Source organism: Salinicola halophilus, assembly GCF_003206155.1.
GTDB classification, from domain to species: Bacteria; Pseudomonadota; Gammaproteobacteria; order Pseudomonadales; family Halomonadaceae; genus Salinicola; species Salinicola halophilus.
In genome coordinates this window covers 345,013-364,086 of sequence record NZ_PZJV01000002.1, presented here as the reverse complement: position 1 = coordinate 364,086, position 19,074 = coordinate 345,013, and the positions used below count along the sequence as shown (strand labels likewise).

The window sequence follows — 19,074 nt, the reverse complement described above, 5'->3', positions numbered from 1 at the left end:
CGTGAGCCGCGTGGCCCCCGATGGCCCAATGACACCGATGATCGCACGCCTCGACCCGGCCAGCGCCGCGTTCTCCCTCGCCGAGCGCTACCGCCGTTTTCTCGCCGACCTGAAAGCCGAGGGCTTTGCCGGCGAGATCGCGCCCGACGCGGCCAATCGCACCGTACTCGCCACCGACAACTCCATCTATCAGCGCCTGCCGCAGGCGGTGCTCTACCCGCGGGACAGCACCGATCTCGAGCGCATCGGCCGCGTCATGGGGCGCGAGGAGTACCGGGAGATCGCGCTTGCGCCTCGCGGTGGCGGCACGGGGACCAACGGCCAGTCGCTCACCGATGGCGTCATGGTGGATGTCTCCCGCCACATGAACCGCATCCTCGAGATCGACGTCGAGCGCCGCCGCGTAAGGGTGCAGGCGGGCGTGGTGAAGGATCAGCTCAACGCCGCGCTCAGGCCCCACGGGCTCTTCTTCGCCCCGGAGCTTTCGACCTCCAACCGCGCCACCATCGGCGGCATGATCGCTACCGACGCCAGCGGCCAGGGCAGCTGCGTCTATGGCAAGACGCGTGATCACGTTCTCGAACTCGACGTGATCCTGCATGGCGGCGAGCGCTTCGTCAGCCAGCCCGTGGAGACCGCCGAGCTCGACGCGCTCTGCGCCCGCGAGGATGGCGTCGGCACCGTCTACCGCACCGCGCGGGACATCACCGATACCCAGCGCGAGCGCATCAAGGCGGTCTTTCCGCCACTCAATCGCTGCCTCACCGGCTACGATCTGGCGCACCTGGAGACCGACGACGGCCGTTTCGACCTCAACAGCGTGCTCTGCGGCTCGGAGGGTTCGCTGGGTTTCATCGGTGAGGCGACGCTCAACGTGCTGCCGCTTCCCCAGCACTCGACGCTGGTGAACGTGCGCTACGCCGGCTTCATGGACGCCCTGCGCGACGCCAAGGCGCTGATGGGCGTCTCTTCCCCCGATCAGCCGCAGGCGCTCCGCCCCACCTCCATCGAAACCGTCGATGACAGCGTGCTGACACTGGCGATGGATGACTTCGTCTGGGAGAGCGTCGCCGAGTACTTCCCGAGCGACCCCGCGGCGGAAAGCGCGATCGGCGGCATCAATCTGGTCGAATTCAACGATGACGACCCCGAGCATCTGGCCGAGCGGGTCGCCGCCTTCGTCGCGCATCTGGAAACGGATGCGAGCGTCGAGCGGCTGGGGCACACCCTCGCCGAGGGGCGCGGCGCTATCGGTCGGGTCTACGCGATGCGAAAGCGTGCCGTGGGGCTGCTCGGCAACGTCCAGGGCGAAAAGCGCCCGATCCCGTTCGTCGAGGATACTGCCGTCCCGCCGGAACACCTTGCCGAGTACATCGCCGAATTCCGTGCCCTGCTCGACAGCCACGGTCTGAGCTACGGCATGTTCGGTCACGTCGACGCCGGCGTGCTCCACGTCCGCCCGGCGATCGACATGAAAGACCCCGCGCAGGCGGCACTGATTCGCCCCCTCTCCGACGCGGTGGCCGCCCTCACTCAGCGCTACGGCGGCCTGCTCTGGGGCGAGCACGGCAAGGGCGTGCGCTCGGCCTACTCGCCGCGCTTCTTCGGTGAACTCTACCCGGCGCTGCAGCGTTTGAAGGCGGCGTTCGATCCCTATAACCAGTTCAACCCGGGCAAGATCGCCACGCCGCTATTTATCCGGCCCGAACACGCCGGCCAATCGAGCCCCGCGCCTTCCATCCGGCCCGAACACGCCGGCCAACCGAACCCGACGTCGTCCACCCGGCCCGAACACGCCGGCAGCTCGGAAGGCGCTCCCGACTCGACACCGGCCTCGGCATCGGGCAGCGCCGGTATCGTCGACGGCCACGACCCCGACCTGCTGGCGGTGGACGGCGTGCCGACCCGAGGCGAAAGCGATCGCACCATCGACGTGCGCGTGTGGGAGGAGAACGCCAGCGCGGTCTACTGCAACGGCAACGGCGCCTGCTACAACTACGATCCGGCGGACGCGATGTGTCCCTCGTGGAAAGCGACGCGGGAGCGCGTTCACTCGCCCAAGGGTCGCGCCAGCCTGATGCGCGAGTGGCTGCGCCTGCAGGGCGACGCGGGCGTGGACGTGCTCGAAGTCTCCCGCTCGGCGCGACGCCGCGGCACGCTCGCCTGGCTGCGGGATCAGCCGGCCAAGTGGCAGCGCACGCTGGCCCGCCGGCGAGGCGAGACGGATTTCTCTCACGAGGTGTACGACGCCATGGCCGGGTGCCTGGCGTGCAAATCCTGCGCCGGGCAGTGTCCCGTCAAGGTCGACGTGCCCGACTTCCGAGCACGCTTTCTGGAGAGCTATCATACCCGCTACGCGCGCGCCCCCCGGGACTACCTGATCGGCTCGCTGGAGTTCGTTGCCCCCCACCTGCGCCCGCTGGCGCCGCTCTACAATGCGCTGCTCGGCACCCAACCGGTCGAGCGCTTTCTGGCCAGGCGCGTCGGTCTCGTCGATAGCCCGCGCTTGTCCCGGGCCAATCTCGACAAGGTGCTCCGCGCCCGAGGCGTGCCCGAAGCGACGCCGCTGACCCTCGGTGCGCTCAGCGAATCGCAGAAGCGCCGTAGCGTCGTGCTGGTGCAGGATGCGTTCACCACCCACTTCGAGGCCAACCTGGTCGCAGACGTCGTCGAGCTGCTGAACCGGCTCGACCTGCGCGTGTTCGTCATGCCCTTCTCGCCCAATGGCAAGCCGCTGCAGGTGCAGGGGTTTCTGGGCCGCTTCGCCCGGACCGCCGAGCGACAGGCAAAACGACTCAAGGCGCTCGAGCGTTTCGGCGTGCCGCTGGTGGGGATCGACCCGGCAATGACGCTCACCTACCGCCAGGAGTACGTGAAGACACTGGGCCCCGACGCGGTGCCACCGGTCTCGCTGCTGCAGGAGTGGCTGCTCGGGCTCGGCTCGGGCGTCCTGCCCGCCGACTGGTCGAGCGCGGCCGCAAAAGCGTTCGACCCCGGCTATCGGCTGCTCTCCCACTGCACCGAGAAGACCAACGCGCCAGGCAGCGCCAAGGCCTGGCAGCAGCTCTTCGCGCACTTCGACCTGTCGCTCGAGCTGATGGATACCGGCTGCTGCGGCATGTCCGGCACCTACGGCCACGAGACGCGCAACCGCGAGACATCGGAGGCGATCTACGATCTCTCCTGGCGCGAGCCGGTCGAGGCGGAGGGGGCCGACGGGCGGCTGCTCGCGACGGGTTACTCGTGCCGCAGTCAGGTCAAGCGGCTCTCGGAACGCACGCTTGCCCACCCGCTGCAGGCACTGCTGCGCGCGGTCAAGATCGCCAGCGCGACGCCGATGGGGTGATCACACTGCCCGCTCGGGGCGTTAGACCAAAGTCTCGCGCGAAGGGGTGATAGCCCATCGTCGAAACGCGAACAGATGCGCATTGCATCCCGGTAATCCCCCCGCTAGGCTGCGCGCTTTCTGCCCCGCCCGCCCGGAGACGACGGACATGGAAAACGCTGCCCTTGCCCTCACCGGCATTGGCCTGTTGGCACTCGCGTGCCAGTGGCTTGCCTGGCAACTGCGGCTACCGCCGATTCTGCCGCTGCTCATCGCGGGGATCGCCGTCGGGCCGATCACCGGCATTCTCGAACCCGATGCGCTGCTCGGCGATCTCCTGTTCCCGCTCATCTCGCTGGCGGTGGCGGTGATCCTGTTCGAGGGCAGTCTCACGCTCAACTTCCGCGAGCTGCGCGGGCATGGCCGCACGGTGAGCCGGCTGGTCACCTGGGGGGCGCTGATCACTGCGCTGATCGGCATCGCCGCCGCGCACTGGGTGCTGGGGCTGTCGGTCGAGATGGCGAGCGTGCTCGGCGCGCTACTGGTGGTCACCGGACCGACGGTGGTGCTGCCGTTGCTGCAGACACTGCGCGCCCGCCAGCACGTCAGCCAAATTCTGCGCTGGGAAGGCATCCTGATCGACCCGATCGGTGCGATCGGCGCGGTTCTCGTCTACGAATTCGTCGCCCTTGGCCTCTCCAACGGGGCGGCGACCCACACCCTGATCAGCTTCGCGCAGACGGCAGTGATCGGCTTCGGCCTGGGCACGGCGGGCGGCTATCTCTGGGGCAGCGTGCTGCGTCACCACTGGTTGCCGCAGCGGCTGCACAGCTTCGGCACGCTGATGATCATGCTGACGCTGTTCACGCTTTCCAACATGCTGTTCCACGAGTCGGGGCTGCTGACCGTCACCGTCATGGGCGTCTGGATGGCCAACATGCGTGGCGTACCCACGCAGCCGATTCTCGAGTTCAAGGAGACGCTGTCGATCCTGCTGATCTCGGGGCTGTTCATCCTGCTCGCCGCCAGGCTGAGTCTCGAACAGCTCGGCCTGCTGACCTGGGAGGCCTGGGCGTTCCTGGCGATTCTGGTGTGGGTCGCCCGTCCGCTGACGGTCTGGCTGTGTACGCTCGGCACCTCGCTCAACTGGCGCGAGAAGGCGCTACTGGCGTGGCTTTCGCCCCGCGGCATCGTCGCCGCGGCGGTGGCCTCGCTCTTCGCGATTCGCCTCGAGGAACTCGACGTGCCCGGCGCCGAACTGCTGGTGCCGGTGACCTTTCTGGTAATCATCAGCACCGTGGTGGTCCAGAGCCTGCTCTCGGGGCCGCTGGCGCGACTGCTCAAGGTGCAGGAGCCGACGCCCACGGGCTTTCTGATCGTGGGCGCCAATCCGGTGGCGCGAGCTTTCGGCAACGTGCTTCAGGATGCGGGGTTCGCGGTTCGTCTGTGCGATCACAACTGGGATGCCGTACAGGAAGCGCGCATGGCGAACCTCCCGACCTACTATGGCAACCCGCTCTCCGAGCACGCCGCGTCGCATCTCGAACTCACCGGCCTGGGCCATCTGCTGCCGCTGTCGCCCTATCGCGAACTCAACAATCTGGCAGCGCTACACTTCGAGCACGTGCTCGGCCACGGCAAAGTGTTCCGCTTGGCCGTGGAGTCGAGTCGCAGCGCCAAGCGGCACCATCAGCAGGCATTGGCTCATCTACCGCTGTTGTTCGACGGCAACACCACCTTCACCCGGCTGTCGAGCCTCGTCGGCCAGGGGGCGGTGCTGCGTCAGGCGAAGATCAGCGAAAGCTTCGACATCGACGCCTATCGGCGTATTCACAAGGACCGACTGCTGACGCTGTTCACGCTCTCCACGAGCGGACGCATTCGGACCGCCACCGCCGAGCGTCCGCTCACTCCCAAGGCCGGGGATACGCTCATCAGCCTGATCTTCCCCGATTCGCCAGAGTTCTAGACCCGCCCCCTACACCAGCGCCCTACACCAGCGCCCTACACCAGCGCTCTGAGCGTCACTCGCCGGCACCGCTCGGCCGATGACGGCCCCAAACGACGACACCGCCCCGTGGGGCGGTGTCGTCGTGGCGAGCGAGCGGGCCGAATCAGAAGAACAGTCGCCGCAGAGCGGTGCCGGCTTCCGCCTCGCGCATGAAAGCCTCGCCCACCAGGAACGCATCGACGTCGTGCTCGCGCATGCGATCGACGTCGTCACGGGTGTTGATGCCGGACTCGGTGACGACGGTAACGCCGGCGGGAACGCGCTTCAGAAGCTCGAAAGTGGTGTCGAGTGTGGTTTCGAAGGTGCGCAGATCGCGGTTGTTGATGCCCACCAGCGCCAAGTCGAGCTGGAGCGCCCGCTCGAGTTCGAAGACGTCGTGAACTTCGACCAGTACGTCCATGCCGAGTGCGGTGGCCTGCTGGTGGAGTGCCTTGAGCCGGTCATCGTCGAGGGCGGCGACGATCAGCAGGATGCAGTCCGCGCCGATGCCCCGCGCTTCGGACACTTGGTAGCTATCGATGATGAAGTCCTTGCGGATCACCGGCAGCTCGCAGGCCTCGCGGACGGCGATGAGGTAATCCTCGTGCCCCTGGAAAAAGTCGGCATCGGTGAGTACGGAGAGACAGCTCGCGCCGGCAGCGGCGTACTCGCGTGCGATCTCGGCGGGCGCGAAATGCTCGCGAATGACGCCACGCGACGGTGAGGCTTTCTTGATCTCTGCGATGACCGCCGGGTCACCGGCCTCGATGCAGCGATCCAGTGCGCTGACGAAGCCTCGCGGCGCGCTCTGCCGCGCGGCGATGTCGAGCCAGGCCTGTTCGCTTCGCAGCGCTTGGCGCTCGTTGATCTCTTCACGCTTGCGCGCCAGGATTTTTGCCAGAATGGTCGGCAGTCCGGTCTCGGTGGCAGTCATTTCCCTTCCTGTTGTCGTTGTTGGCTCGTCGTCACCGTCGCGCCTGTCAGCGTGAAAGTGCTCGGCGATCCCTCAATTCGCGAAGACGCGCGTGAAGTCCGCCAGCTCCTTGAGCTTTTCCAGCGGAAGCTTGGAGGCCTGGGCGTCCTGGGCCATCACCACGCCCTCTTCGAGCGTATCGGAGACGCCCGAGGCGTAGAGCGCGGCGCCGGCGTTGAGCGCGACGATGTCTGCCGCCGGCCCTTGGCCCACCAGCGCCTCCTTGACCAGCTTGAGGCTGTCCTCGGCGGTCACGACCTTCAGCGGCGCCAGTGACTGCCGCTCGATACCCAGCGATTCCGGCGTGATGGTGTACTCATGGATCTCGCCGTCGCGAAGCTCCGCGACGCGGGTGGGTGCTGCCAGCGAAATCTCGTCGAGACCGTCCTCGGCGTGTACCACCAGCACATGGCGGCTGCCGAGCTTTCGCAGCGATTCGGCGACCAGCGGCACCAGGTGCGGTGAATAGACACCGAGCAGCTGATTCGGCGCCCCGGCGGGGTTGGTCAGCGGCCCGAGGATGTTGAAGATGGTACGCACGCCCATCTCTCGCCGAGCGCCGATGGCGTAGCGCATGGCCTGGTGGTGGCGCGGCGCGAACATGAAACCGACGCCGACCTGCTCGATACAGCGAGCGATCGCCTCGCCGTCGAGATCGAGATAGATGCCGGCGACATCGAACAGATCCGCGCTGCCGGACGATGAGGAAACCCCGCGGTTGCCGTGCTTGGCGACGTGACCGCCGGCCGCGGCGACGACGAAGCTCGATGCCGTGGAAACATTGAACAGGTTGGCGCCGTCGCCGCCGGTGCCGACGATGTCCACGACGTTGTCGCAGTCGATGCTCACCGGCTGCATCAGCTCGCGCATCACCTTGGCGGCAGCGGTAATCTCCTCGGCAGTCTCGCCCTTCATGGCGAGGCCGATGAGAAACCCGGCGATCTGAGCGTCGGTGGCGTCACCGGTCATGATCGTCTGCATGACGGCGTGAGTGGTCTCGAAGCTCAGGTCTTGGTGGCGCGTCAGGGCGCCGATGGCGTCTCGCATCTGCATCTCGTTGTCCATCGTGGGCTCAGGCGCCCCGCTTGAGGAAGTTGGCCAGCAGCTCGTGCCCCTGCCGGGAAAGAATCGACTCGGGATGGAACTGAACGCCTTCGATGTCGAGGGTTCGGTGACGCAGTCCCATGATCAGCCCGGGGGTCACGTCGTCGTCGCCGACGCGGGCGGTGATCTCGAGGCAGGACGGCAGGGTTGCCTCCTCGACCACCAGTGAGTGATAGCGCGTGACGTCGAGCGGATTCTCGAGCCCGGCGAAGACGCCCTCGCCGTTGTGACGAATCAGAGATGTCTTGCCGTGCATCACCTGGGGCGCCCGGATGACGTCTCCGCCGTAGACCTGGCCGATCGCCTGATGGCCCAGACAGACGCCGAGAATCGGCAGTTTGCCGGCGAAATGGCGGATCGCCGCCATGGAGATGCCGGCTTCGTTTGGCGTGCAGGGCCCCGGGGAGATCACGACATGGCTAGGCTCGAGGCGTTCGAGCGCCTCGACGTCGCATTCGTCGTTGCGAACGGTGACGACTTCCGCCCCGAGCTCGCCAAGATACTGGACGATGTTGTAGGTGAAGCTGTCGTAGTTGTCGATCATGAGGACAGGCATTGCCGCAAACTCCCGATGGTTAATGATTCGCCAGGATCGAAGGGACATGATCACCCATTGGTGTCTTGCCATTCGATCGATGTACCTGCCGGCCTCACGAAGCGATCTCTAGAACGAAAAAATGCCGCCCCGTGGGGCGGCATCTCTTACAGACGTCGGCGTGCCGCCCTTGAATCAAAGGCGCCACCACCACTGAGCTCGTCTGACGGTCGTATTCATCATGCGGCAAGTCTGCGTTTGGCGACTCAGCGTGTCAAGCGAGCCATCGTTGGCGCCGACCGAGGACTACACGAGGGACGAGATTTGGCTTTTTGGGCGCTTACGTCTGACACTGAACGTCGGTGACATGCCGAGCGTCCTCCGCCCGGCGCGATCGATCGTGATACGCCTCGACATTCGATCGCCCTGCTAGGCCCTTGCGCTACCCCTCCATCGTTTAGAACGAGAATCCCATGACGCGCTTTCAAGCCCGACCCTTGAGCCCCGCGAACGCCACAGAGACATCCGAGTGGATCGTGATCGATACCTCTCCCGGCGATCGGGACGACGGCTCACCGGCCATCATCAGTCATCATCATGGACAGGAAAGAGCCCAGAAAGAGGCCGATACCCTCAACCGCCGGCGCAGCTAACGGTAGATCAAGGAAACCGAGACAGCCTGCGGGCGATCTGGTCCTGGGTCGGAGGCCGTTTCGTGCAGGGATTCAACGGGGAGTTGTACACTCATCGATCAGTTGTACAACTTCGGTCTCGTATGTCAGGATGCGGTACGAGCCGTAACGGAGCGACGGCCGCTAGCCTCAAGGAATGAGGAAGCACGATAAGGCACAGGACGTGCCAGCCAGTTCGATTCAACCGTAGGTTCTTCGGTACTCGCGATTCCTTTCATCGACCTTACCGGTCGTCATCATTAGCCAAGGAAGGCGTAACATGAAACATGAAATGACCTGCCCCCGCTGCGGCAATCTCGAAGCCATTTCTCAGGACGAGTGCAACGACTGGGACGAGATCAATTGCGCCGAGTGCGGCGAATTCATCACGACCTGTGACCTTCAGCTGTCACTGGCATCGCGCCATTATCAGATGCACACCCTCAGCCGCTCGCTCGATTTGCTCATCGCAATGTCCAATGATGAGATCGTCGCTGGGAGTAACCAACAGCGTTTCGAGGTGGCCGCTTGATACCGGTCAAACTCGACTCCCCTTGTCGCATCTGCGGTAGCGACCGGTTCGTCGTTCCCAAGACTGGCGCGGCTTCGACCCGCATCGTTTGTGCTAACTGTACCGCCTATCAGTGTCGTACTCAGGACATCGATCACGTCATCGTCAAGCTGAGTTCGAGTCAGCAGCAAGCCGTGACCGTTGCCTGACTCAGTCCTCGATAGGCGCATCCCCTCTAGGTTTTCCGTTCGACTCTTGCTCCGCCGCATCGTTTGATGCGGCTTTTTACGGCGTGGCGTCGGCGATAACGACCGAGTCGGTCGCGTAGAGGAGGCAGGGTATGACGATATGCCCGCCTCGAAGTGACGCGAGTGCTATAGCGAGACGATGACCGGCCGGCCTGAACCCAAATAAACGACACAAAAAAGCCGTTCCCACCTTGCGGTAGCGAACGGCTTTTTCGTCGTATCTTGGTGGAGCCTAGCGGGATCGAACCGCTGACCTCAACACTGCCAGTGTTGCGCTCTCCCAGCTGAGCTAAGGCCCCACGTCGTCGCTGTATCAGCGAGCGGGGCGTACTATACGAACCACGGCTTCAAACGTCAACCCGAAAATTCTGCGGTCGATTCTTAACCGCCAGGCCATCCCATGGGATGCTCGTTATCGGCATTCACGGCCGCCATTTAGGCAGCCACGAGCGCAGTATCCGCTAAAAAAACCGCCTTCGATAACAATAACCGGACTTACCGGCGAGCCGTTCGAGAAAGCGCGACCAAGCGACTCAGTGGGTATCGAATGAGAGGTAATCACGGCGATATCGTGCCAAACTCGGTTTCGTTAAAAAACACATTACGTACAAAAGATATAGATCTTTTAAACGTTCGGAACGGATTTAAGCGTCGTATCGGGTGCAATCCCGGCGCTCATGAGAAAGTGCAGGAGCCTTCTTGATTAACGTAGTCGTCGCCGATGATCACCATCTCGTTCGTGCCAGCATCGCCCGAGTGCTCTCCAGTGAAGCCGATATGGAAGTTCTGGCCGAGGCAGATAGTGGCGAGAGTGCGCTGAGCGCCTGTCGCCATCACTCGCCCGACGTGGTGTTGATGGATATCCGTATGCCGGGCATCGGCGGCCTGGAGGCCATTCTGAAGCTGCTCAAGGCGCAGCCGGAGATTCGTATCGTCGTGCTGACCGGGCAGATCGAAGAGCGAACGACTCAGCGCCTCCTCGACGCGGGCGTCGCCGGCTTCATCAGTAAGGGCACGGAGCTCGACCAGATGATCGGCGCCGTACGCCGCGTCTACCTGGGTGAGCGTTTCATCAGCCCGGACATCGCCCAGCGCGTGGTACTCGCGCGAAGCGAGGGCGTGCGCAACCCTTTCGATCAGCTCTCCCACCGAGAACTCCAGATTGCGATGATGATCATCCACTGCAACAAGGTCAGTCGAATCTCGGAGCAGCTTTGCCTGAGCCCCAAGACGGTCAACACCTATCGCTACCGAATCTTCGATAAACTCCAGGTGCAGTCCGATGTCGAACTGACCCACCTTGGCCTCAAGCACGGCCTCCTCGAAGGATTCGGCCATCCCGAGTAAGAAGATACGCACTGACTGGCGAGGCAGAGAGCCCTGTCGGTTCCGGCACGTTTCCGACGATATCATCGCTACACGACCCCATTGAATGACGATGTCGCTTGGCTGCCATGACGCGAAGGGAACGACGGCAAGGCGCGCGCCACTGATGACGTCATCGCCCTGCGGCTCGCTCCGTATCGACCGCAGCGAAGTGGCCTTCGTCGCCCCGCCGTTTTTCCGGCGTATCGGCAGGATTTTGATATACTTACCGCCATGAGCGACACCCCGATTGATACCCCCGCGTCCTTCGACGCCAAGCATTTTCTCAAGACCGTCTCCGAGTCGCCCGGCGTTTACCGCATGCTCGACGAGCACGCCAACGTGCTGTACGTGGGTAAGGCGAAACGGCTCAAGGCGAGACTCGCCAGCTATTTTCGCGGCGCGCTGAATACCAAGACGCAGGCACTCGTCTCTCGAATCCAAGACATTCAGGTGACGATCACTCGCACGGAAACCGAAGCGCTGCTGCTCGAGCAGACGCTGATCAAGGATATTCGTCCGCCCTACAACATTCTGCTGCGCGACGATAAGTCCTATCCGTACGTCTTCGTCTCCGACCGCCACTCCTACCCGGCGCTGGAGTTCAAACGCGTGCGTCAAAAGCGTCGCGACGGACGCTATCTCGGGCCTTATCCGAGCTCGACGGCGGTGCGCGAGAGCCTCTCGCTGATGCAGAAGATCTTCCGGATTCGCAACTGTGAGGACAGCGTCTTCGCGCATCGTCATCGCCCCTGCCTGCAGTATCAGATCAAGCGCTGCAGCGCCCCTTGCGTGGACTACATCAGCAAAGAGGATTATCAGCGCGACATCGAGCACGCCATGATGTGCCTCGAGGGACGCAACGAGCAGGTGACCGAACAGCTGACCCAGGCGATGGAGCGGGCGAGCCAGTCTCTCGACTTCGAAGAGGCAGCGCGCCTTCGCGATCAGGTCCAGCAGATTCGTCGGCTGCAGGAGAAGCAGTTCGTCGACAACGCCGAGGGCGACGCCGATATCTTCGCCCTCGCCGAGCAGCCCGGCGGGCTCTGCATCAGCGTGCTGGCGATTCGACAAGGCCGAATGCTCGGCGCCCGCCATCAGCAGCCGGACAACGGTCTGGATCTCGGCGCGGGCGATCTCCTGACGGAGTTCGTCAGCCAGTTCTATCTCGGCCAGTCCAAGGAGGTCCCGCAGGAAGTCATTACTTCCCATGCCCTGAGCGATGGCGACGTACTCCAGGCCGCACTGCAAGAGCGTGCCGGACACAAGGTACGTCTCGCTTCGCAGGTGCGTGGCCATCGTGCCCAGTGGAAACGTCTGGCGATCACCAATGCCGAGCAACATCTGGCGACGCAGCTCGCCAACCGCAGCCAACTGAGCAAGCGCTTCGATTCGCTGCGCCAGGCCCTCGACATCGAAGAGGCCCCGGCCCGACTCGAATGTTTCGACATCAGCCATAGCCAAGGCGAAGCCACGGTCGCTTCCTGCGTGGTGTTCGACCACGAAGGCCCGGTAAAGTCCGACTATCGGCGATTCAACATCGAAGACATCGCCCCCGGCGATGATTACGCAGCCATGCGCCAGGCGCTGACCCGGCGCTTCAAGCGACTGCAAAAGGGCGAAGGCAAGCTGCCCGACATCCTCATCGTCGACGGCGGCAAAGGCCAGCTGAACATGGCGCGTGAAGTGATGGCCGAGCTGGAGGTCATCGGTGTTACGCTGATCGGCGTTGCCAAGGGAACGACCCGAAAGGCAGGTCTGGAGACGCTGTTCATCGAGACCATCGATCGGACCCTCGACCTCGACACCAGCTCACCGGCGCTGCATCTGCTCCAGCATATCCGCGATGAGGCTCACCGCTTCGCGATCACCGGCCACCGTCAGCGTCGGGACAAGCAGCGTCGTACCTCGACGCTGCAGGACATTCCGGGCGTCGGTCCCAAGCGTCGGCGCGAACTACTTCGCTTCTTCGGCGGTCTACAGGGCGTGCGAAAAGCGACGCGGGACGATCTGGCTCGTGTGCCGGGCATCAACGAGCAGATGGCAGGTACCATTCATCAAGCGCTGCATGGATGAGCGCTACTGCCGAGCGTAAAATGCTCGGCTTCAAATACCGGTAAGGACGCTAGCGGCTCGATGAACATTCCCAACATGCTCACCCTGGCAAGAATCTTCATCATTCCGTTGCTCGTGGTGCTGTTCTACTTGCCCTACGCCTGGAGCCTGCCGGTGACCGCGGCGCTGTTCGGCGTCGCCGCCGTCACTGACTGGTTGGACGGCTATCTCGCTCGCAAGTGGAATCAGAGCACCCCATTCGGTGCCTTCCTCGATCCGGTCGCCGACAAGGTCATGGTCGGAGTCGCCTTGGCGCTACTCATCGAGCGCTACGAAGTCTTCTGGCTGACGCTGCCGGCGCTGGTGATCATCGGTCGCGAAATCGTCATTTCCGCCCTGCGGGAGTGGATGGCCGAAATCGGTCAGCGCAAGAGTGTGGCAGTCTCCTGGATCGGCAAGTCCAAGACCACGCTACAGATGATTGCTCTGCTGATTCTGCTCGGCTTTCCGCCCACTTCGCCGCTGGCGAGTCTGGGTGTCGTACTGCTCTACGCCGCGGCCGTCCTCACGCTATGGTCGATGATTCAGTACCTGCGTGCCGCCTGGCCGGAACTGACCCGCTCGCTGTGAAGGAATTTCCCATAAGCGTTTGACACCTACGGATTTATCCCTATAATACGTCCTCGAGTTGAGCGGGAATAGCTCAGTGGTAGAGCATCGCCTTGCCAAGGCGAGGGTCGGGAGTTCGAATCTCCTTTCCCGCTCCACAACTCAACGAGTGAAGGAAAATGAAAGGTAGGGTAGCGAGCTGGAACGCCAGCCCGGTCTAATCTCCTTTCCCGCTCCACAACTCGATGGCTGGATGGCAGAGTGGTTATGCAGCGGACTGCAACTCCGTGTACGCCGGTTCGATTCCGACTCCAGCCTCCACCCCTCGCAAGACACGAACCGCTCCGGTTCAATCTCTCCCAAGTATCAGTACTCCCAGATTGCCGGCCCGGATGGCGAAATCGGTAGACGCAAGGGATTTAAAATCCCTCGGCCTTTAGGCCGTGTCGGTTCGAGTCCGACTCCGGGCACCATAGCTCTGGGGCGTGACCACAGTTCCTGAAGGAACACCATTCTGAGGTGTTCATTCCCTTCCGAACCGTATTCTCACTCCTCGAAGCGACTTCGCCGGCAATTCGTTGCACGATAATCGACCTCTACCGCTCCGAGAATCCGTTAGGGTTCATGTACCACGGCCCAACGCCGCACTCTTCTTCCCCTCCCTTTCGTGCGATTGCGCCACCGCCGATTGGCTTCGTTCCGACGTTCCTCGCCGTTGAGCCTTACCATTGATTGCCATCGGCTGACCCGGAAACGTCGGTCAATCAACGTCGAATCGACGCTCGACCGCCAAAGCTGTTAGAACCATTAGCGTTCTTACAACAATGGCCAACCTATCGATAGAGATCGATAGGTAGAAAGGTTTTGAGGAGCGTCACATGGAAGTTCTCGTCTCGCTACTACCCCCCATTGCGGCCGTCGTGCTGGCCCTACTCACACGCAGAGTCAATATCTCGCTGTTTCTCAGCATCCTGCTGGGCGCCTGGCTGGTGGCGGGCAATCCACTCCAAGCCGTCGCGCAGACGTTCGACTGGTTCGCCACCGTGATGACTGACGAGTGGAACGCCCGTTTTCTCGTCTTGGTTTCACTGCTGGGCGCCGGCGCCGCCTTCATGCACGCTACCGGCGGCTCACAGGCACTGTCGCGCTGGCTCGGCAGGCGGGTATCGACATCGCGTGGTTCGCTACTGCTGACCTGGCTTCTCGGCATGGTGATCTTTTTCAACGACTACGTGAACTCCGTGATCGTGGGCAACGCTACCCGCGACCTCACCGCCCGCCAGGGCGTTTCGCGAGAGAAGCTCGCCTGGGTCATCGATGCCACCTCAGCACCGATGGCGACCATCGGGCCCGTCTCCGACTGGATCGGCTACCAGGTCTCGCTGATCGCTGGTGCCTTCGCGGTTCTCAGCCTGACCACCGAGCAGCCCTACTGGACCTTCATCCTGTCGCTTCCCTGGAACTTCTACGCCTGGCTCTGTCTCGCCTCCGTTCCCATGCTGCTGTTCATGGGCGATTTCGGCCCGATGAAACTCGCGGAGCGACGAGCCAAGGAGAGCGGACAACTGGTCGCCGAGGGCGACAGCCCGCTCTCGAGCGTGGAAGAAGATCTCGGCGAGGTGCCCGAGGGGCGCGGCCGAGTCTGGAACTTTCTATTGCCACTGGTCGTGCTGATCGGTGTGGCCTGCTGGGCGCTCTGGTTCACCGGCGGGGGGAGTGAAGGCAAGCCACTGATGGATGCAATCGCCGATACCGACGTCAGCGTCTCTCTGAGCTGGGCCGCCTTCGCCATGGTCGTCACCGGTATGATCATGGCTCTACTGCAGCGCCAATCGCTGGAGGCCTGCGAAAACACTCTGCTCGCCGGCTTCAAAACCATGCTGCCGGCGCTGGTCATCATGGTGCTAGCCTGGACCATCGGTACCGTGACCGGCGCGCTCGAAACCGGCGATCACGTCATCGCCGCTACCGAATCCTGGCTGTCGCCAGCACTGCTGCCCGTTCTGATCTTCATCATTGCCATGGTGATTTCGTTCTCAACCGGCAGCTCATGGGGGGCAATGGCGATCCTCACTCCGATCGGCGTCCCCTTAGCCTTCAACCTCGGTGACATGACGCTGGTCAGCATGGCCATCGGCGCCATCTTCTCGGGGTCGATCTTCGGCGACCACTGCTCGCCGATCTCTGACACCACCGTGATGGCCTCGATCTTCGCCGGCTCCGACCACATTGCCCACGTGAAGACCCAGATCCCCTACGCCATGGTGCCAGCCGCCGTTAGCGTCCTACTCTATCTCGGCTCGATCATCGTCCACTCGCCCTATCTCCTGCTCGCTATCGGACTCGTCGTTCAGGCGGTAGCTTTCAAACTATTGACGAGGGCACGATAAGCAGGTGGCGCGGGCATCGAAAGTGGCGATGACCCGCGCTTCATCGACCCACGAAAGGCCCCATCTGGCGTCGCCGTGTGTTGGGATTTCTTGTTTCCCCAAAGTTTTAGCGATGCAGTGGCAGTCGAAGCACCAGACTGGGCGCCGCGTCGGGCACATCGTCCAGAAAACCGAAGTGCGCGAAACCGAGTTTCTCCAGAACGCGAATCGACTTCTCGTGATCGCCGCGCACCAGACCGAATAGTGCCTCGCCGTCGAGCCGCTCTCGAGCGTACTCGACGGCGCCGCGACCCAGCTCGGTCGCGAAGCCTCGCCCCCATGCTGAGGGGGCAAAGCGATAACCAAGATTCAAGACGCTGCCAAGGCCTTCTTTTTCGAGCCAACCCAGCCCACCGAAACCGATAACACGTTCGGGCATCGCGCGCTCGACCACGGCCCAGATCCCAAACCCATAGTCGCGCCAGTGATCGAGCCATCCTTGCAGGACTCGCTCGGAGACGTGCGGATTGGCATGGGGCCCTGCCGGGTTGAACTGATTGGTAACAGGGTCCCCATAGACCCTGAATACCGTCGCCGCGTCCGATGCCACGGGCGCACGAAGCCTCAGGCGCTCTGTCTCGTAGTCCATGACTTTCCCCGCTTTGCTTCACAACGATTTCATAGTTGGCATCGATTCGACTCCATCGGCACTAGCGCCAGCAAGAACTCTCCAGCAAAAACTCTCCGGCATAAAATATGCCTCCAGCGAAGCACCGGTCGCGTGGTTCTTTAATAACTCAGGTGCCGCGTCATCGAGTGCAATTGACTTGATAGTAAAAGAAGCAATCTACTTGGCGCGGTACTGCCACAGGTGCCGTCCGATGATTCCATTGACCTCAGGATCCGCTTTGAACGTATGTAACGATCAAGCTCGCATCGGCGATGTCCTGCCTCTCCAACAAGACCTCCAGCGAGCTGTCATCCGCAGCGCTGCAATGCGAGTGCACGATCTCTGATTGCCGTCTAATCGAGGCGATAGGACACGCCTGCGATATCTTCTGTTAGCTTAATCGCGATGGACATGACGCTGCCGATTCAACAAAACCCGCATTACTCATAAAGCCGGGAATCGCACCGACGGGTGGGGACGGCGGTAGACGGCTGGCGTCATGCACCGCCCCCGGAAATATGCGACACTCCGCGCCCTTCTCATCCGACCGGCCGGCCGGCCCCGCTGCCTCATGACTCTCGATTCTTCCGTATCCGATTCTCGCAACCTCGATAGAACGTTCTCCGTCGCCCCGATGATGGAGTGGACGACCCGTGACTACCGCGCGTTCGCTCGCTGCCTCACCCGCGAGACGCTGCTCTATACCGAGATGGTAACGACGGGGGCGATTCTTCACGGCTCGCCGCGGAAGCGGTTTCTGGGCTTCAGCGAGGTGGAGCATCCGCTGGCGCTGCAGCTCGGCGGCAGCGACGCGGGGGAGCTGGCCGAGTGTGCGGCAATTGCGCAGGAATGGGGTTACGACGAGGTCAATCTCAACGTCGGCTGCCCGAGCGATCGCGTGCAGAACAACCTCATCGGTGCCTGCCTGATGGAATATCCCGAGAAGGTGGCCGCGGCGGTGACGGCGATGCGCGCGGCGGTATCGATTCCGGTGACGGTGAAGTGTCGGATCGGCATCGACGATCAGGACGAGGACGCGGATCTCGAGCGCTTCATCGACCTGGTGGCGGCGGCGGGCTGCGACACGTTTATCGTGCACGCGCGCAAGGCGTGGCTGCAGGGGCTTTCGCCCAAGGCGAATCGCGACGTGCCGCCGCTGAACTATGGGCGCGTCTACCGGCTCAAGGCGCAGCACCCCGAGCTGCATATCGGCATCAATGGCGGCATCAAGACGCTGCCGGCCACGCTCGACCATCTCGAACAGGTCGATAGCGTGATGGTCGGCCGCGAGGCGTATCAGAATCCGTGGCTACTCGCCGACGTCGATCGCGCGATCTACGGCCAGCCCAACCCGGTGGCGACGCGTCACGACGCGGCACGGGCGTTTCGGCCCTATCTGATCGAGCGCCTGGCCGAGGGGGCGAAGCTCAACCACGTCACCCGCCATCTACTGGGGCTCTTCCAGGGCTGTCCCGGCGGGCGTCAGTTCCGCCGACACCTTTCCGAGAATGCCCACCGCGAAGGTGCGGGTATTGCGGTATTCGACGATGCGGTCGGGCGAGTCGATGAAACGCGCCTGCGCCAGTCGGCCTGATCGGCGACTTAGCTGGACGGCGTGTCGTAGCGCGACTGAAAGTCCTCGACCGCACTCTCGATGTCGTCGATCTCATCGAAGCGTGCGACGTGAAAGAGCGCCTCCCCCTCGTTGGCGAGTGGCAGATTGCTCATGCCGATGACGATGCCGTCGGCGCTGGCCTTCACCTCCGCTTCGTCGTCGCCGAAGGGGTCGGCGACCACGCCCAGCACCTCCCCTGCCGCGACCCTCGCCCCCAGCGCGACCCGCGGGCGCAGAATGCCGTCGATCGATGCCCTTGCCCAGCTCGAGCCGTTGGCGATCTCCGCCGCCGGCGGTGCTCGACGACGGCCGTCCGAGGGCAGCATGCCGATCAGGCGCATCACCCGGCGAATGCCGCGCACGCCCGGCGCGATCGCCCACTCGTCGAAGCGCAGCGCCTCTCCCGCCTCATAGGTCAGCACCGGTACGCCGCGGCTCTGGGCGTAGGCGCGCAGGCTGCCCTCGCGAAGCTCCGCGTTGAGAATCACCGGCACCCCGAAGGCCTCGGCCATTGCGCGCGTTTCCTCGTTCTCCTCGAGCTGCGAGCGAATCTGCGGCAGGTTGGTACGGTGGATGGCACCGGTGTGGAGATCGATGATGTGGGTCGCGCGATCGACCATCTCCTCGCGCAGCAGCGCCGCGATGCGTGAACCCAGCGAGCCGTTGGCGCTGCCGGGGAAGCTGCGATTCAAGTCTCGTCGATCCGGCAGATAGCGCGACTGCTGCAGGAAACCGAAGATGTTGACCACCGGTACCGCGATCAGCGTCCCGCGGAGCCGCGCGATACCGCGAGAGCGCAGCAACCGACGCACGATCTCCACGCCGTTGAGTTCGTCGCCATGGATCGCTCCGCACACCAGCAGCGTCGGCCCGGGCTGGCGTCCATGGACGATCTCCACCGGAATGTGCAGCGGCGTGTGGGTGTAGAGCCGGGCAACCGGGACGTCGATCTGTCGCCGTGTGCCGGGGTCGACGTGCGTCCCCGCGATCGTGAAAGCCTCCCGCGCCATGCCACCTCCTATCGAAGAGAAACG

General features: G+C 63.3%; 13 protein-coding genes and 4 tRNA genes. 11 read left to right on the top strand and 6 right to left on the bottom strand.

What is annotated here, in order from left to right:
• Window positions 1-37 precede the first annotated feature (37 nt).
• Together DOM33_RS09320 and DOM33_RS09315 are read left to right on the top strand one after the other, a co-directional pair.
• Entirely contained in the window at window positions 38-3,346 is a 3,309-nt protein-coding gene (locus DOM33_RS09320; RefSeq protein ID WP_110668655.1) for an FAD-binding and (Fe-S)-binding domain-containing protein, read from the top strand.
• Window positions 3,347-3,494: 148 nt separating this feature from the next.
• On the top strand, window positions 3,495-5,294 hold the full coding sequence (locus tag DOM33_RS09315; RefSeq protein WP_110668153.1) for a cation:proton antiporter: 1,800 nt from the start codon (window positions 3,495-3,497) through the stop codon (window positions 5,292-5,294).
• 145 nt (window positions 5,295-5,439) lie between these two features.
• Here the strand turns inward: DOM33_RS09315 and trpC are convergent, their stop codons facing one another.
• The 3 genes from trpC to DOM33_RS09300 form a co-directional block, all read right to left on the bottom strand.
• Entirely contained in the window at window positions 5,440-6,249 is an 810-nt protein-coding gene (gene trpC, locus DOM33_RS09310) for an indole-3-glycerol phosphate synthase TrpC (protein WP_110668151.1), read from the bottom strand.
• A 72-nt stretch (window positions 6,250-6,321) separates the two neighbouring features.
• Entirely contained in the window at window positions 6,322-7,341 is a 1,020-nt protein-coding gene (trpD, locus tag DOM33_RS09305; RefSeq protein ID WP_110668653.1) for an anthranilate phosphoribosyltransferase, read from the bottom strand.
• A 19-nt stretch (window positions 7,342-7,360) separates the two neighbouring features.
• Entirely contained in the window at window positions 7,361-7,948 is a 588-nt protein-coding gene (locus tag DOM33_RS09300; RefSeq protein ID WP_110668149.1) for an anthranilate synthase component II, read from the bottom strand.
• 930 nt (window positions 7,949-8,878) lie between these two features.
• Between DOM33_RS09300 and DOM33_RS09290 the strand changes: the two genes are divergently transcribed.
• A complete protein-coding gene (locus DOM33_RS09290; protein ID WP_110668145.1) occupies window positions 8,879-9,130 on the top strand; it encodes a hypothetical protein in 252 nt (83 codons plus the stop codon).
• A 450-nt stretch (window positions 9,131-9,580) separates the two neighbouring features.
• Here the strand turns inward: DOM33_RS09290 and DOM33_RS09285 are convergent.
• Window positions 9,581-9,656, bottom strand: a tRNA-Ala gene (locus DOM33_RS09285).
• 400 nt (window positions 9,657-10,056) lie between these two features.
• On the opposite strand from DOM33_RS09285, the gene DOM33_RS09280 reads away from it, so the two are divergent.
• The 7 genes from DOM33_RS09280 (at window position 10,057) to DOM33_RS09250 (ending at window position 15,776) form a co-directional block, all read left to right on the top strand.
• The gene (locus DOM33_RS09280; RefSeq protein WP_110668143.1) at window positions 10,057-10,704 is read left to right on the top strand and encodes a response regulator; all 648 of its coding nucleotides are present in this window, start codon (window positions 10,057-10,059) and stop codon (window positions 10,702-10,704) included.
• 252 nt (window positions 10,705-10,956) lie between these two features.
• Complete coding sequence (uvrC, locus tag DOM33_RS09275) at window positions 10,957-12,798, top strand: excinuclease ABC subunit UvrC (protein WP_110668141.1); 1,842 nt, start codon at window positions 10,957-10,959, stop codon at window positions 12,796-12,798.
• A gap of 60 nt (window positions 12,799-12,858) precedes the next feature.
• A complete protein-coding gene (gene pgsA, locus DOM33_RS09270; protein ID WP_110668139.1) occupies window positions 12,859-13,407 on the top strand; it encodes a CDP-diacylglycerol--glycerol-3-phosphate 3-phosphatidyltransferase in 549 nt (182 codons plus the stop codon).
• 62 nt (window positions 13,408-13,469) lie between these two features.
• Window positions 13,470-13,544: transfer RNA gene (locus DOM33_RS09265), tRNA-Gly, on the top strand.
• An 89-nt stretch (window positions 13,545-13,633) separates the two neighbouring features.
• Window positions 13,634-13,707 (top strand) — tRNA-Cys (locus tag DOM33_RS09260).
• Between the two features lie 65 nt (window positions 13,708-13,772).
• Window positions 13,773-13,859: transfer RNA gene (locus DOM33_RS09255), tRNA-Leu, on the top strand.
• Window positions 13,860-14,264: 405 nt separating this feature from the next.
• Window positions 14,265-15,776: a Na+/H+ antiporter NhaC family protein gene (locus tag DOM33_RS09250; protein WP_110668137.1), complete on the top strand. Its 1,512-nt coding sequence runs from the start codon at window positions 14,265-14,267 to the stop codon at window positions 15,774-15,776.
• A gap of 106 nt (window positions 15,777-15,882) precedes the next feature.
• Here the strand turns inward: DOM33_RS09250 and DOM33_RS09245 are convergent, their stop codons facing one another.
• Window positions 15,883-16,404, bottom strand: a complete 522-nt coding sequence (locus tag DOM33_RS09245; protein WP_110668135.1) for a GNAT family N-acetyltransferase — start codon at window positions 16,402-16,404, stop codon at window positions 15,883-15,885.
• A gap of 592 nt (window positions 16,405-16,996) precedes the next feature.
• Here DOM33_RS09245 and dusA point away from each other — a divergent pair.
• A complete protein-coding gene (gene dusA / locus DOM33_RS09240; protein ID WP_110668134.1) occupies window positions 16,997-18,019 on the top strand; it encodes a tRNA dihydrouridine(20/20a) synthase DusA in 1,023 nt (340 codons plus the stop codon).
• Window positions 18,020-18,027: 8 nt separating this feature from the next.
• Here dusA and DOM33_RS09235 read toward each other — a convergent pair whose 3' ends face one another.
• On the bottom strand, window positions 18,028-19,050 hold the full coding sequence (locus DOM33_RS09235) for a succinylglutamate desuccinylase/aspartoacylase family protein (protein WP_110668131.1): 1,023 nt from the start codon (window positions 19,048-19,050) through the stop codon (window positions 18,028-18,030).
• Between the last annotated feature and the right edge of the window lie 24 nt (window positions 19,051-19,074).

Coding starts and splice junctions, on each gene's coding strand:
- DOM33_RS09320 (WP_110668655.1), top strand. CDS start 38: ATGATCGCACGCCTCGACCCGGCCAGCGCCGCGTTCTCCCTCGCCGAG.
- DOM33_RS09315 (WP_110668153.1), top strand. CDS start 3,495: ATGGAAAACGCTGCCCTTGCCCTCACCGGCATTGGCCTGTTGGCACTC.
- trpC (WP_110668151.1), bottom strand. CDS start 6,249: ATGACTGCCACCGAGACCGGACTGCCGACCATTCTGGCAAAAATCCTG.
- trpD (WP_110668653.1), bottom strand. CDS start 7,341: ATGCAGATGCGAGACGCCATCGGCGCCCTGACGCGCCACCAAGACCTG.
- DOM33_RS09300 (WP_110668149.1), bottom strand. CDS start 7,948: ATGCCTGTCCTCATGATCGACAACTACGACAGCTTCACCTACAACATC.
- DOM33_RS09290 (WP_110668145.1), top strand. CDS start 8,879: ATGAAACATGAAATGACCTGCCCCCGCTGCGGCAATCTCGAAGCCATT.
- uvrC (WP_110668141.1), top strand. CDS start 10,957: ATGAGCGACACCCCGATTGATACCCCCGCGTCCTTCGACGCCAAGCAT.
- pgsA (WP_110668139.1), top strand. CDS start 12,859: ATGAACATTCCCAACATGCTCACCCTGGCAAGAATCTTCATCATTCCG.
- DOM33_RS09250 (WP_110668137.1), top strand. CDS start 14,265: ATGGAAGTTCTCGTCTCGCTACTACCCCCCATTGCGGCCGTCGTGCTG.
- DOM33_RS09245 (WP_110668135.1), bottom strand. CDS start 16,404: ATGGACTACGAGACAGAGCGCCTGAGGCTTCGTGCGCCCGTGGCATCG.
- dusA (WP_110668134.1), top strand. CDS start 16,997: ATGACTCTCGATTCTTCCGTATCCGATTCTCGCAACCTCGATAGAACG.
- DOM33_RS09235 (WP_110668131.1), bottom strand. CDS start 19,050: ATGGCGCGGGAGGCTTTCACGATCGCGGGGACGCACGTCGACCCCGGC.